13 protein-coding genes are annotated in these 13,057 nt (G+C 47.6%); 11 read left to right on the top strand and 2 right to left on the bottom strand.

Features of this window, described 5'->3' with window-relative positions:
* Positions 1 to 37 precede the first annotated feature (37 nt).
* The 3 genes from AAIH57_RS27390 (at position 38) to AAIH57_RS27380 (ending at position 2,475) form a co-directional block, all read left to right on the top strand.
* Positions 38 to 1,558 carry an MDR family MFS transporter gene (locus AAIH57_RS27390; RefSeq protein ID WP_217506378.1) on the top strand — a complete coding sequence of 507 codons (1,521 nt, stop codon included), beginning with the start codon at positions 38 to 40 and terminating at the stop codon, positions 1,556 to 1,558.
* Between the two features lie 206 nt (positions 1,559 to 1,764).
* Positions 1,765 to 2,238: a hypothetical protein gene (locus tag AAIH57_RS27385; protein ID WP_175395451.1), complete on the top strand. Its 474-nt coding sequence runs from the start codon at positions 1,765 to 1,767 to the stop codon at positions 2,236 to 2,238.
* Positions 2,239 to 2,292: 54 nt separating this feature from the next.
* Entirely contained in the window at positions 2,293 to 2,475 is a 183-nt protein-coding gene (locus AAIH57_RS27380; RefSeq protein WP_175395450.1) for a hypothetical protein, read from the top strand.
* 75 nt (positions 2,476 to 2,550) lie between these two features.
* Here AAIH57_RS27380 and AAIH57_RS27375 read toward each other — a convergent pair whose 3' ends face one another.
* On the bottom strand, positions 2,551 to 3,012 hold the full coding sequence (locus AAIH57_RS27375) for a MarR family winged helix-turn-helix transcriptional regulator (RefSeq protein ID WP_430023728.1): 462 nt from the start codon (positions 3,010 to 3,012) through the stop codon (positions 2,551 to 2,553).
* 305 nt (positions 3,013 to 3,317) lie between these two features.
* Between AAIH57_RS27375 and AAIH57_RS27370 the strand changes: the two genes are divergently transcribed.
* From AAIH57_RS27370 to AAIH57_RS27355, 4 genes are all read left to right on the top strand, one after another.
* A complete protein-coding gene (locus AAIH57_RS27370; RefSeq protein WP_430023727.1) occupies positions 3,318 to 4,637 on the top strand; it encodes an MFS transporter in 1,320 nt (439 codons plus the stop codon).
* A 275-nt stretch (positions 4,638 to 4,912) separates the two neighbouring features.
* The gene (locus AAIH57_RS27365; protein WP_430023726.1) at positions 4,913 to 5,644 is read left to right on the top strand and encodes an ABC transporter ATP-binding protein; all 732 of its coding nucleotides are present in this window, start codon (positions 4,913 to 4,915) and stop codon (positions 5,642 to 5,644) included.
* 18 nt (positions 5,645 to 5,662) lie between these two features.
* Positions 5,663 to 6,913, top strand: coding sequence for an ABC transporter permease (locus AAIH57_RS27360; protein WP_430023725.1), 1,251 nt, complete (start codon positions 5,663 to 5,665; stop codon positions 6,911 to 6,913).
* 116 nt (positions 6,914 to 7,029) lie between these two features.
* Positions 7,030 to 7,413, top strand: a complete 384-nt coding sequence (locus AAIH57_RS27355; protein ID WP_175395445.1) for a hypothetical protein — start codon at positions 7,030 to 7,032, stop codon at positions 7,411 to 7,413.
* A 76-nt stretch (positions 7,414 to 7,489) separates the two neighbouring features.
* Here AAIH57_RS27355 and AAIH57_RS27350 read toward each other — a convergent pair whose 3' ends face one another.
* On the bottom strand, positions 7,490 to 8,758 hold the full coding sequence (locus tag AAIH57_RS27350; RefSeq protein WP_175395444.1) for an NAD(P)/FAD-dependent oxidoreductase: 1,269 nt from the start codon (positions 8,756 to 8,758) through the stop codon (positions 7,490 to 7,492).
* Between the two features lie 290 nt (positions 8,759 to 9,048).
* Here AAIH57_RS27350 and AAIH57_RS27345 point away from each other — a divergent pair, with 290 nt between their 5' ends.
* The 4 genes from AAIH57_RS27345 to acpS all read left to right on the top strand — a co-directional run bounded on the left by AAIH57_RS27345 (position 9,049) and on the right by acpS (position 13,023).
* Positions 9,049 to 10,746: a two-component system sensor histidine kinase NtrB gene (locus AAIH57_RS27345; RefSeq protein WP_430023724.1), complete on the top strand. Its 1,698-nt coding sequence runs from the start codon at positions 9,049 to 9,051 to the stop codon at positions 10,744 to 10,746.
* A 224-nt stretch (positions 10,747 to 10,970) separates the two neighbouring features.
* Positions 10,971 to 11,405, top strand: a complete 435-nt coding sequence (locus AAIH57_RS27340) for a BrxA/BrxB family bacilliredoxin (protein ID WP_175395442.1) — start codon at positions 10,971 to 10,973, stop codon at positions 11,403 to 11,405.
* Positions 11,406 to 11,542: 137 nt separating this feature from the next.
* Positions 11,543 to 12,352 (top strand): ammonia-dependent NAD(+) synthetase, encoded by an 810-nt coding sequence (gene nadE / locus AAIH57_RS27335; protein WP_175395441.1) that lies wholly within the window; start codon positions 11,543 to 11,545, stop codon positions 12,350 to 12,352.
* Between the two features lie 272 nt (positions 12,353 to 12,624).
* Complete coding sequence (gene acpS, locus AAIH57_RS27330; protein WP_430023723.1) at positions 12,625 to 13,023, top strand: holo-ACP synthase; 399 nt, start codon at positions 12,625 to 12,627, stop codon at positions 13,021 to 13,023.
* Positions 13,024 to 13,057: the final 34 nt, after the last annotated feature.

Genomic DNA, 13,057 nt, shown 5'->3' with positions numbered 1-13,057 from the left:
CGAAGAGAGAAGGGTTTGTGTGAATACAACCGGAGGTTTGAAACGCAGTTTCATCTTGGCGGGATTGTTGCTGGCAACCTTTTTGTCAGCGATAGAAGGTACGGTCATTGGTCCAGCGGGACCGACCATTGTCAGTGAACTGGGAAGTGTTCAGCTGCTTAGCTGGATCTTTACCGCGTATCTGCTCACGATGGCTGTCAGCACACCGATTTTTGGCAAAATCAGTGACCTGTACGGCCGAAAGCCTGTGTTCCTGATTGGCTGCGCGCTGTTTTTGCTCGGCTCACTGCTCTGCTGTTTGTCACAGAACATGGAGCAGCTGATTATTTACCGTGCAATTCAGGGGATTGGGGCAGGGGCGGTAGTGCCTGTTACATTTACGATTATTGGAGACATCTACCGTATTGAAGAACGAGGCAAGATTCAAGGCTGGATCAGTTCGGTATGGGGCATATCTTCCCTGGCAGGGCCGCTGCTTGGCGGTTACTTCGTCGATAATCTCGGCTGGCAGTGGATTTTTGGATTCAATGTGCCATTTGGCTTGCTTGCCATGTGGTTTGTGTTTCGTTATTTGAAAGAGGACGTATCCCCACGTACCGCCAAAATCGACTATGTGGGTGCGTTAACATTTACTGTTGGCATAACCGCATTGCTCTTTGTATTGTCGGCAGGTGGACAGTATTACGCATGGAGTTCTCCGCTCATTATGGGACTGAGTGCGGTGGCCGTTGTGTTCATGATCTTGTTTTTCGTTGTGGAAAAAAGAGCCCAGGCTCCGATGGTTCCCCTGCATCTGTTCCGTATTCGGGATATCCGTGTCGCTAATATTGCCGGACTGCTGACCAGTACGTTAATGATCGGCCTGACCAGTTATTTGCCGCTATGGGTGCAGGGGGTTCGGGGAGGCAATGCAACTGAATCCGGGCTGCTGCTGGCACCGATGTCTGTAGGCTGGTTAATCGGAAGCGTGCTGGCGGGTCGTCTCCTCATGAAGATTGGTTCACGCTTAACTGCTCTCATTGGATTAACCGGAATTGCCATCGGCTCAGGAGGACTTTTCCTGGTAGGAGGAACATCGCCGCAGGCCGTGCTGTTTATTTTAACCTTTATCTATGGGCTTGGCTTTGGCTTTGCGTTTACGATATTCACCATTATTGCACAGTCCTCCGTCGGATATCAGGAACGTGGTTCTTCAACAGCACTGCATACGTTCATGCGTACACTGGGCCAAACCATTGGTGCAGCCGTTTTCGGCACATGGTTGAATTACCGAATTTCGAAGTTGTCCAGTGAACAGAACTTGGCTGATGCCGGCATTTCTGATCGTGACCTGAATGAGCTGCTCGCACCGCATACGGATGCCGCCCTGTCTGGTGAAAAGTGGGCACTGCTCCGAAATGTGTTGGAAGGCAGTCTGCATTCCCTGTTTGTCATCATGTTTGTCATCGCAATTGTATCGTGGTTAACGACAGTAGCATTACGCAAACGTCTCATTGTACCGGAAGAGGGAGAGGTAAATATGCCGAAGCCGAAGCAGGCCCAGGTTGCTGGAAAATGAGCGTACAACACCGTGCGGTACATATCAAAGTTCTATCAACTGGTTAACTCATCTAGATAACAGAATGAATTTTCACGTCAAAGCAGCTGGTAATCAGCTGCTTTTTTGGTTATTTCCAGAAATGAATTTGATATAATTACAAGAAGTTATTATGTATTAATGAATTTATTTAAAATACTCATTTCTATAGATGGGGGGCCGGTATATTGAATAAGCCATGGACTCGATCTGTTTGGTTCGTTCCATTTCCCATTAAAATACTCGCAGCGATGCTGAGCGGAATATCCATTTCCCTGTATGTTGGAATCTCAAGATATGTAAAATTGGCGGACCGGGTTGAAGATACATATTACTATCCATTGTGGTATACATCGGTCATAAGCCTGCTTATTAACGCAGCCACAATTCTATTCCTGATTATGCCGTTCTCCTTGTTCGTAGACGGTTTGCTTGCTGCAAGAAAGAAGAGGGGACTGGAGATAAGGGCGATGGATGTGATCGTTTCTTATTTTCTGCTGGGTGTGGGATGTGGACTTGTATTTTCGATATTTGTATATAAGATGAGTGCTTTTCAGTATTTCGGTCCGTATTTATATGTACTGACCACTACGTTTGTCTTTTTGGTGTGGCAAACCAGTCTAGGATGGATATTCAAGCCCCGGAAGCACGGAAGAGAATAATACAGGATATGATGTTAAAATATAGGAAATCAATTGGTGAAGGAGGTGGGGATTTTGTTTCCCAATAATCTGAATTCGGCCAAGGAAGATGAAGCCAGGCATAAGTACGAAGAGACGCTTAGGGAGATTGAAGGCCACAGTGAGTCCAGCATGTCCAGATACATTGTACATTTGCTGATTGCAGGAGGACTTGTCATTGCAGCCCTCGCGGTATTGATGTGGATTCTATATAGTTGATTCAACAGGAATAACCGGTTGCGCCGCAGGATGGCGAACCGGTTATTTTACTTTCCATATTCATCAAGGTGTCCTTCAACCATTCGCAGATAAACGGTCTGCGCTATGCGCGAGCCTTTCCAACAACTCAGACAGCAACGTTTTGTCCCCCTCGCTCAGATCACTGACTGCACGATCAATCTTGTGTGCATACCCAGGGTAGATATCATCCATGGTTCGGTGGCCTTCCTCTGTCAGTTCCACAAATATAATCCGTCTGTCCTGTGGACAGTGTTTGCGATGTAAAAGTCCTTTTTGTTCCAGCTTATCAATGACATAGGTCACATTCCCACTCTGCAGCAGAAGCTGTGCGCCTACCTGTTGAATCGGCTGTGCTCCCTTGATATACAGTACTTCCAATACTCCGTATGCTGTTGGGTTGAAGCCATGCACTTTGCTACCGGATACAGCGTGTTCATTCAAGCTCTTGAATGTTTTGGCCAAGGTGCGGTACAGATGAAGTGAACGTTCGGTTCCGATTTCTTGTAATTCCAGCATGCTGATCCCGCCTTTTCAGATTAGTGATATAAGTTGAAATGAGTAGGGTTACGTTTGACGATTCAGAATGTCGCCATGTCCTTATTGTAAGCCTCTGTTTCCACGAAAAACATGCGATATGTCACAAGATTTGCATTTTTAGCATTTAAAATTTAATCATTTGCCTCCGGCCCAGGCAGCCTGTCCTGGAAATATCATCCTTCAGATACGGCCTCCTCTCCGTCTCTGGAAGGAGGCTGGGACAAGTACTGCTTTCTATAATTAAATACATATCAATATTCCGGTAAGGGTGGAGGAGAAGCAAAATGGAAATGACAATAAAGGGACAACATGAATTGAAGAATAACCGTCCTTTTGTAACACTGATGGTGGCACAGGCCGTCTCCAATCTGGGCGATTGGTTGCATCTGTTGGCCATTTTGACGTTGGTTGGCATCCGTTGGAATGCAACGCCATGGGAAATTACATTTACAACACTTTGTGCGGCTTTACCTGTACTGCTTACGGGTCCTTTTGCAGGTGCGCTGGCGGATCGGCTAAACCGAAAATGGTTGATGATTGTTGCGGACGGCGCACGAATTGTTATTGTAGCCGGGTTTATTTTTGCCGATCAGATCTGGCATGTGTATGTGCTGCTGATTCTCAAATCCTTGTTCGACGTTGTATTCTCACCCGCGAAGAACGGGAAGCTGAAGGAGATCGTGCCGCATGGCCAGCTGGCTCAAGCTGTTTCCATTAGTTCGGTTATCGAACAGATGTCCAAAATTATCGGCCCTGCGCTTGGAGGGCTGCTGGTAGCGGCCTTTGGGATCACCTGGTGTTTTGTTCTGGATTCAGTCTCGTTCCTGCTTTCGGGTATTATTCTGCTGTGGATTCCTGGCTCGCGGATGATCCAATCGGCCACACAGATCGTACAAGAAGGTAAGGATGATTCAGAAGGGGATATTGAGACCCGCCAAAATGGTACATTTTTAAACGATACATTGGAAGGCATTCGTATGCTTGCTTCTCTTCCACAGGTAGGCACTTCTCTCGTTCTGCTTGCATCTGCCATTCTGTTTCTGCAATTTGCGGACTCCCAGACGGTTGTCCTGTTCAGGCAGCTTCCCGGGATTTCAAGTGATTTACTGGGATGGTGCGTTGCAGCCAGTGGTGTTGGGACGTTAATCGCTGCGATGAGTGTGCGGAAATGGAAAAGAGCAGGACATGTGCTCAAAATGGGGCTCGGTACGTCGGTAACGGGGCTCGTTATTGGCGTAGCAGGAATGGTTGTCGGATTTTGGCCGCATGCTGGTCTGGCTGCTAATCTGCTGCTGGTGTCACTGTTTGCTCTAGCGGGGATCGGAATTGGGTTCGCTGTGGTACCCTTCCAGATTCTGCTGCAGGAACGGACTCCTGAAGCGATGACAGGACGTGTGTTTGGGACTGTAGGCAGCGTCATGACAGCAAGCAATATTATGGGCCCGGTTGTCGGTGGTTTTCTGGTCTCCTCTTTTGGTGTTATCCCGGCTTTTGTATGCTCTGGCATTTTGCTGACACTGCTCGGATTGATTTATGTATTGAAACGCAAACAGAGTAAGATCGATGGAAAGCTGGTGACTGAAGCGGTAACTGCAGGAGAATAATTAATGAGGAGCAGGCAAAAATTCCCTTAATTTTTACTAATCCGAAGGGGGAAATCATGAGATTTCACTCTAATTATAAAAAGCAGGGGCTTCGGAACCCCTGCTTTTTTGTGCGTAGTTATAGATATTTTTTTACCTTTCTAAATGGTCCCATAAAAACTTATCTATAATTCGATAGAAATGCTTAGATTGATCAAACCATTCAGCCAGCAACTCGATTACAATAAATGAAACAAACCAAAACAAGTGACCTGATCGGACAGGGAGTGAAAAATATGGAAATGGAAAACGAGGATACCGCATTGAAGCAGTCCATATTGGACGTACATATAACAGAGGCTGGATATGAATCCGGTCATTCGACGATACGAAGCATCCGAATCCAGGTGTACCCAGGTGAACTGGTGGGGATTATTGGTCCGAATGGTGCGGGCAAAAGCACGACCATCAAAACGATGCTTGGCTTGCTGGAGCACGCCGAGTATGAGATTGAAATCGGTGGAAAGGGCAGATATGCCTATATCCCTGAGCAACCGGTCTTTTACGAATATATGACGCTATGGGAACATCTTGATCTGGCCGCAGCCGCGTATGAAATGGAGGAAGAGGACTTTGTCGCGAGAGCGGAGGAGTTACTGGTTCGTTTCGGCATGGATCATGTGCGCGATGATCTTCCGGCCAGTTTTTCCAAAGGCATGCGTCAGAAAATGATGCTGATGATCGGATTTCTAGCCTCTCCTGATGTCTATATTGTAGACGAGCCGTTTATTGGACTGGATCCGCGGGCAACCAAGGATTTTCTGCAGCTGCTCGATGGTGAACGCCGGCGCGGGGCGGGTGTATTAATGTCCACGCATGTGCTCGATACGGCGGAACGAATCTGTGACCGATTTATATTGATTGCCGCCGGCAGATCCGCCGCTGAAGGGACACTGGAAGAGATCCGTGCTGTGGCCGAACTGCCCAATGCATCCTTATTCGACTGTTTTGATATATTGACATCCTGATCGGAGAGGAGAGAGAACATGGGAAAGGCCGATAGATATACGCCACTTGGTTTATATAGACGCAGGAGCAGGGAGCATTTTTACGAGCAGTTGAAGAATTTGAAACTGGCGGTTGACTGGACAGTATGGGTGTATCTGCTCGTTCCAGGACTGCTGTATCTGAGCGGGTGGTATTTGAGTTTATGGACCAAATCGCTGCCAACATGGGCGACTGAACTATCTTTGCCTATGCTGACAGGTCTGATTGACATCGTTATGCTTTCAGGCGGTGTACTGATCTTTGTGGAGGAAGCGGATGTACTGTTTTTGAAATCGAGACCGTTATGGATGCGGACTTTGATGAAGCAGGGGATTATCCGGGCTTGTATACAGCATCTGGGCAAAATGATTGTGATTACGGCCTTGATCGCTCCCCTGTTGTCACGTGTTTACGGTATGTCGCTCACCGATATGGTGCTCATTGCGCTCTGGTTCGGCGTGGTTGCTTCATTACAAGCTATGGCGCTGCACATAGTCAAGGTTCGATATACCGGATGGAGACGCTGGATTCAATTAACCTCTGCCGCAATTGCTATGGGGCTGTTTACAATTCATGCAACGACCTGGATGCACGGGGATATCTGGAGACAGCTTGCGGGAATCTTTGCCGCAATCCTTCTGCTTGTAACTTTGGCTCAAATGAGGTTAGTAATGAAAGGGACATTTGAAGGGGATGTACGAGAGGATTTACGTGGCAGATTGAAACTGACAGCACTTATGCTAAGTCGGTCTGTTTCCAAGCCAAAGGCGCCTCAAACACGAACGTTGATTTTCCGAAAACGGCGCAGGCTGCTGCGTAATCGTTCCATCTCCAATCGGACAGCCGAAACAGCTTTCAAGGCCTTCTTTCGAGATTCATCCACGATGAAATTGTATTTGCAGCTCGGTAGTCTCTCCACGGTAGCCGTAATGCTACCCCCTTTTCCCGTCAATGTTATTGTTTGCGGCTTATTGATCGTAATGCTGACCTTGCTGTTCTTCCGTTCATGGGATATTTTTGCGACTTCGGAATATGTTCAGCTCGTATCCTATGACCCGACAGCTTTGCACCGTGCAGGGTTGATGATGGTTCGGATGCTGTTTATCCCGCTGGGCATCCTCATGGGTCTTGCATTGGGAATAACCTGGCTCGGCTGGTTGGCAAGTGTCGTTGTTGCGGCAGCTGTTGTGGTCTTCGGACTCTTTTGTCTATATGTGGGGGGCTGGATTCGATTGACCCGTTCGGCTTGAAGTATTTCCTTTCAGAAGTTATCGCATATCGTTTCTCATAACTGACCATGCTATAGAAGATAGATCTCATGGATAAGAAAGCCAGGGATCAGCTGTAGCGAGGAGGAAGAGAACGAATGATGGATGATAGTGAACTGCAGGTACATTTTTCAGACGCTTCAGCATTGCTTGCTGCCGAAGACACGCTGAAGGAGCTCGGATATAAGCCGTATCAATCCGGGCCGCTGGAACTCTACATTCCGACCGATCGCCAGGACACACAGTCCGCGGTGGAGATTGTACAGTCACACGGAGGTAGCGCCGTATTCCTGTCGGAAACAGACGGGCTGGATCAATTTCAGGATATATCCATACCGGCTCATATTGTGAATGAGGACTGGCAGGAAGGTTATGCGAACGGAAACCAGGGTGGTGGGCTCCAACAGGGATTGCATAATCGGGATGATGACCCCACATTTGATGATTCAGTCGATGGATTTTCCGGCAGTGTCAAAGCGTAATCAAGAAGAAGAAAAACCTCGAGTTCCATATCACGTGGATTCGAGGTTTTTTGCTGATTATGGTCCGGTGCGGACGCTATATACTGTCATTTTTGTACTCAGCCGCGTGCATGCCAGCCGTGTATCCGGTAGAGAATGCAGCCGTGATGTTATATCCTCCCGTGTAACCATGAATGTCCAAAACCTCTCCGCAAAAGAATAGACCATGCAGCAGCTTGGATTCCATTGTTTTTGGGTATATTTCCTTTAAGTGCACACCTCCGCCAGTGACGAAAGCTTCTTTGAGAGAACGTGTCCCATCCACGCGGAAGGTAAAAGCCTTCATTAGTCCGCACAGCGTGCTGAGCATGCCTTTGGGAAAATGGTGGAACGTCAGATCTTCGCTAATCTCGGCACGTTTCATCAATAATGGAATCATGCGTTCAGGCACCCATGTTTTCAAAATATTCTTAACCGCCTTGCGTGACTCCTGTTCCAGCACCTGCTGAACCTTTGTTTCCAGTGCAGCTGGTGACAGGTCAGGAAACAGATCAATACTCATCATGACCTGCGAGTTGCCTGATTTCATCTGTACCTTGCGAATGAACTGGCTGCAGCGCAGCGCAATGGGCCCGGATACACCGAAATGCGTGAAGATCATGTCGCCACGATGCGAAATCACGGTTTTGCCTTTGGCGTCCAGTACGGATAACCCCACATCCCGCAAAGACAACCCCTGCAGTTCTCTGGATTGGATCCAGCTCTCACCGGAAACAATAGGTACCTCCGTCGGGTACAGTTCCGTAATCGTATGCCCGGCTGATTCAGCCCAAGGATAACCATCCCCAGTTGAGCCGGTTTGAGGTACGGATTTGCCTCCGGTAGCTATAATGACCGCATGCGCCATAACGGTTTTCCCCGAAGCGAGTTTAACACCCTGAACGTGCTGCCCATTATGAATGAGCTGTTTCACGGGCTCTTTGGTTCGAATCTCCACACCAAGGGAAACCACCTTGCCTACCAGAGCATCAACCACCGTTTTGGCTTTATCTGTAACAGGGAACATTCTTCCGTTATCTTCTTCTTTCAGGGCAATTCCCAGGTTTTCAAAAAAACGCATGATGCCCTGATTGTCCAGGTTTTGAAAGGAGCTATATAAGAAACGCCCATTACCGGGAATATGCCTAATCAATTCATCCGTTTCTTTGGCATTGGTCACATTGCAGCGACCACCACCGGAAATCCCGAGTTTGCGGCCGAGTTGATCTCCTTTATCCAGCAGAAGCACAGAGGCTCCATGCTCGGCAGCAGCAACACAGGCCATCAATCCTGCGGAACCGCCACCAATTACAATGACATCATACATATTTTATTACCCTCTTTTTTTATTGATTTTGTCTGTTTAATTATTCTACATCCAACCCTGACAAATGGGACTAAATAAACCATATATAGATACCCAGGATAGTGCTTCTCTATATGTTGTACATAAAATCGAAATATGCAGGATTATGGCTTAAATGGTCCATATTTTTGACCATTTATGATGAAGCAACTGTTCTATTATGCGGTCTCAAGGGATATATTGTAATATACTGTCGCCTATGTTTTAATCAGAAATACATGAGGGAATGTGCGGGCGAGGAGGGAGATGGCATGGTGGTTGCATTGAAGGACATTCTTTTACAGGTACTGCTTGCAGGTTCTGCGGTATTCCTGATTCCCTTATTTTATCTGGGGCTCAGTAGACAGGCAGCTGCCAAGGTTGAACGTAATGGCGTAATGCTCACCAGCCTAGCATTGACCAGTGCGGCGAGCATGCTGCTTTGTTTGCTGTTTGTCCATTATGCAGGTCCTGTGGATGTTCCCATATCTTTAGGGATTGTACCGCTTACGCTCGTCATACTGTACTGCAGGCCCGTCATAGGCCTTACGCTTACCCTTCTCCATGTGCTATTCTATTTTCTCTTAGCGCACCCCTACAACATGTACGAATTTCTCCTTCAAACGGGCATTCTTCTCTATCCTATTGTATGGTTGTCGGCCAGTCGATTCAAGCATTATACGCGTTCACGCAAAACAACAGTCGTCATCTCACTGATTACAGCGGAATTGATGCTTTCCGGTCTGCTATGCATTCCCTTATTGGATGATGGTACCGCACTCTCCTTATTTCAATGGATTACCATCACACTAGGATACACGATCGGTGCAATTTTCGCAGGCAGTTTTAGTATGCTCTGGATTGAGCATATGCATCATCATCAGGGGCTTGAACAACATTTGTCTGAAGTCCACCACAGATACATAACCGAGACGGAAAAACTTCATCAGATCCTGAACGCAGTTCCGCTATCCATTGCTACGGTGGACCCTGAAGGGACGGTGCAGTTTGTTAATGATACGATGGAACAAACGGCAAGAAATCAATTGCCTTGTACGACCACTTCCAATCTGATCGGTCTTCCTGCCAGCCAGTTTGTCGAACAAGGTCAGGCAGACAAGCTGGAGAACAGTATCCGCAGGGCTGTTGTCCATGGGGAGATCAACGGCATGACCGTACGCTACGGCTCCTATGTGTTTCAATCGCGGACCGTGCCGATTTACTCGCTTTCACTCGACCAGACAAGAGAGGTCACGGGAGCGATGCTGATTATTCAGGATATTACTGAGCTGGAAATGCTGCGAAGCGAACTGGACAATGTGGATCGTCTTAGCCTGGTGGGGCAAATGGCTGCTAGCATAACCCACGAAGTGCGAAATCCGATGGCCGTTGTACGTGGTTTTCTTCAATTGATGCAAGAGAAGAGTCCGCAGTCGCTGGATCACTATTATCGCATCGTACTGGAGGAGCTCGACCGGGCAAACAGCATCATCAATGATTTTCTCTCCCTCGCCCAGAACCGAATCTCAGAGAAAGAGGAGTCCCAGCTGCATGACATTATCCATGAACTGAGCCCCTTGTTATGGGCGGATGCGAATCTGCGTGGACAGAGCATTGAGCTCATGCTGGACCATAATGTGCCGAAGCTGCACCTGAATTCGAAAGAAATCAAGCAGGTGGTGCTCAATCTGGCTCGCAACGGTATGGAAGCCATGCCGGAGAAAGGGGTGCTGACGCTTGAAACGCGGATGGTGGATGATAAGGTAGAGCTATGTGTGCACGATACGGGTTTGGGCATACCTCGTTTGAAGCAGGAGAAATTGTTCGAACCTTTTTATACGACCAAGGCCAAAGGAACCGGGCTGGGCTTATCCATGTGTCGCAGCATTGTGGAACGGCACAACGGAACTATTACGGTAGAGTCACAAGAAGGTGAGGGAACGACCTTCAAAGTTTCGTTTCCGCGATAAGCGTTCAGCATATTTTGCCAGGGTACAAGACATACTATTATGAAAGAAGCCTTACCGCAGGCGGTGTCTCATCCTTGCTTTCATTGCTTGGGGATGTATAATAGGGATAGCAACATCATCAAAATCCATGTTTTGTATGCTGATAGCGATGATGAATGCGGATTACCCAGGTCTTTACATTTTCCCCAAAATAATAGAACAACCATTCATAAGGAGTGAAACAAATGTCGATGTCATTTGATCAATACATGAAAGATATGGTTCAACCGATGCGGGATGAGCTGACTCGTCTGGGTATTCAGGAATTGCGTACCCCTGAGGAAGTTGAGGCAAGTCTGCCGGATGCAAAAGGTACAGCACTGGTTGTCATTAACTCGGTGTGTGGATGCGCAGCAGGGCAATGTCGTCCAGGTGTATCCCAAGCACTTCAGCACGATATTACACCGGATCACCTGTACACGGTATTTGCCGGACAGGACAAAGAAGCTACAGCAAAAGCGCGTGAGTATTTTGCACCGTATCCTCCATCTTCACCTTCCATCGCTCTGATGAAAGATGGTGAACTCGTTCACTTTATCGAGCGTCACCAAGTGGAAGATCGTTCTGCGGAGGAAATCGCGGCTGAGCTCACCAATGCGTTTGACCGTTACTGCCGTTAAGCAGCTCAAAGCGCCCCGCCCTTCGGATGACCGATGCCGGGGCGTTTCATTTTGAAAAAATAAGGTTATTGAACCATTCGGACCTTTCAAGCTGGACATCAAATTTCATTATTATTAGAAACGGGGTGTGTTGAACGATGAGTTTGCAACAACAGATCATCGCTGAGTTGAAGGTTAAGCCTAGCATTAATGAAGAAGAGGAAGTCCGCAAACGCGTTGACTTTCTGAAATCGTATGTGAAAAACTCGGGCACCAAGGGACTGCTCATTGCCATCAGTGGCGGAATTGATAGTGCGGTAGCTGCAGCGCTGTGCAAAAAGGCAACAGACGAGCTTACGGCCGAAAATAACCAGGAATACAAAACACTGGGTGTGTTCCAGCCATACGGTGAACAATCCGATATTGATCACAGCTATGCGGTAGCAAAAGCGTTCGACCTGAAACATGTGGTGGAAACCAACATTGAAGATGCGGTTAACGAGATCGCACTGGAAGTGGAACAGGGTTTCAAATCGATGGGCAGCCCCCGTCATATGACTCCGCAGGGTAAAGGGAACGTCAAAGCAAGAACACGCATGGTGATGCAATATGCGCTTTCTTTTGAAGAAAACCTCTTGGTAGTGGGCACGGATCATGCATCTGAAGCAATCACTGGCTTTTACACGAAGTGGGGCGATGGAGCCGTTGACATTACACCGCTGAGCAGCCTGAACAAACGTCAGGTTCGTCAGCTTGCTGCTTATTTAGGTGTACCACAGGAGATTTTGGACAAAGCACCATCGGCAGGATTATGGGAAGGCCAAACAGATGAGAAGGAACTGGGCATCTCCTATGACGATAACAGTGACTATCTGGAAGGCAAGCAAATTAACCCTGCTGCGCAGGAACGTCTTGAAGCTTTCTATACACGCACTCACCACAAACGTAATGCCATCCCAGGCATCTAAAATGTGGCTGCTAAATTTACATGATGAATGGTTAAGTATGTGAACGAAAAAGAGTCACTGCGTCAGGCAGCGACTCTTTTTGCTGTATTATAAACGGCATTCATACAAGATGTGCTCCGGATTCTTATTTGAACATAAATGGTAATGTCGGCGAGGTACTCGCTTCTGGATGCACCTCCTGCTACAATAGAATACGTGTTCGGATTAGCAGCGGATTATAGAGACAATTAAAGATTCAATACAGCATAAAAGATTAAGCGGGTGAATCGTTAATGATATATGGAATTGGAAACGATGTGCTGGAGATTGGACGCATGCACAAGCTGCTGTCCGGTCGTCATGCCGAAGCATTTTTGAAACGAATTTTGACTCCGGCTGAGCGGAAACTGGCAGCTGAACGAGGGAGAAGGATAACTGAATTTGTGTCTGGCCGGTTTGCAGCAAAAGAAGCCGTATCCAAGGCATTTGGCTGCGGCATCGGTAGTGTTATGAGTTTTACGGACATCGAAGTGCTGCCTGACGAAAAGGGCCGTCCGGTTGCCACGTTGTCGAGCCAGGCATGGGAACGGCTTCAATTACCGTATGATCAACAGTATGATATTCATCTTAGCATTACGCATCAGACAGAGCTTGCAGCGGCGTTTGCCATTGTGGAGAAGACGGACAAGTAGACCGGAAGACGGGAGTTCATGAATAGGTAGGTAA

Origin of the sequence: Paenibacillus sp. MABNR03, from assembly GCF_050455445.1 — a bacterium.
Lineage (GTDB): Bacteria > Bacillota > Bacilli > Paenibacillales > Paenibacillaceae > Paenibacillus > Paenibacillus xylanilyticus.
The sequence above is the reverse complement of the archived record's forward strand: the minus strand, read 5'-3'. Positions and strand labels throughout refer to the sequence as shown.

Excerpts from the sequence above, each read along its gene's own strand:
- AAIH57_RS27370 (WP_430023727.1), top strand. The coding sequence starts at position 3,318 with ATGGAAATGACAATAAAGGGACAACATGAATTGAAGAATAACCGTCCT.
- AAIH57_RS27355 (WP_175395445.1), top strand. The coding sequence starts at position 7,030 with ATGATGGATGATAGTGAACTGCAGGTACATTTTTCAGACGCTTCAGCA.
- AAIH57_RS27365 (WP_430023726.1), top strand. The coding sequence starts at position 4,913 with ATGGAAATGGAAAACGAGGATACCGCATTGAAGCAGTCCATATTGGAC.
- AAIH57_RS27375 (WP_430023728.1), bottom strand. The coding sequence starts at position 3,012 with ATGCTGGAATTACAAGAAATCGGAACCGAACGTTCACTTCATCTGTAC.
- AAIH57_RS27340 (WP_175395442.1), top strand. The coding sequence starts at position 10,971 with ATGTCGATGTCATTTGATCAATACATGAAAGATATGGTTCAACCGATG.
- nadE (WP_175395441.1), top strand. The coding sequence starts at position 11,543 with ATGAGTTTGCAACAACAGATCATCGCTGAGTTGAAGGTTAAGCCTAGC.
- AAIH57_RS27350 (WP_175395444.1), bottom strand. The coding sequence starts at position 8,758 with ATGTATGATGTCATTGTAATTGGTGGCGGTTCCGCAGGATTGATGGCC.
- AAIH57_RS27360 (WP_430023725.1), top strand. The coding sequence starts at position 5,663 with ATGGGAAAGGCCGATAGATATACGCCACTTGGTTTATATAGACGCAGG.
- acpS (WP_430023723.1), top strand. The coding sequence starts at position 12,625 with ATGATATATGGAATTGGAAACGATGTGCTGGAGATTGGACGCATGCAC.
- AAIH57_RS27345 (WP_430023724.1), top strand. The coding sequence starts at position 9,049 with ATGGTGGTTGCATTGAAGGACATTCTTTTACAGGTACTGCTTGCAGGT.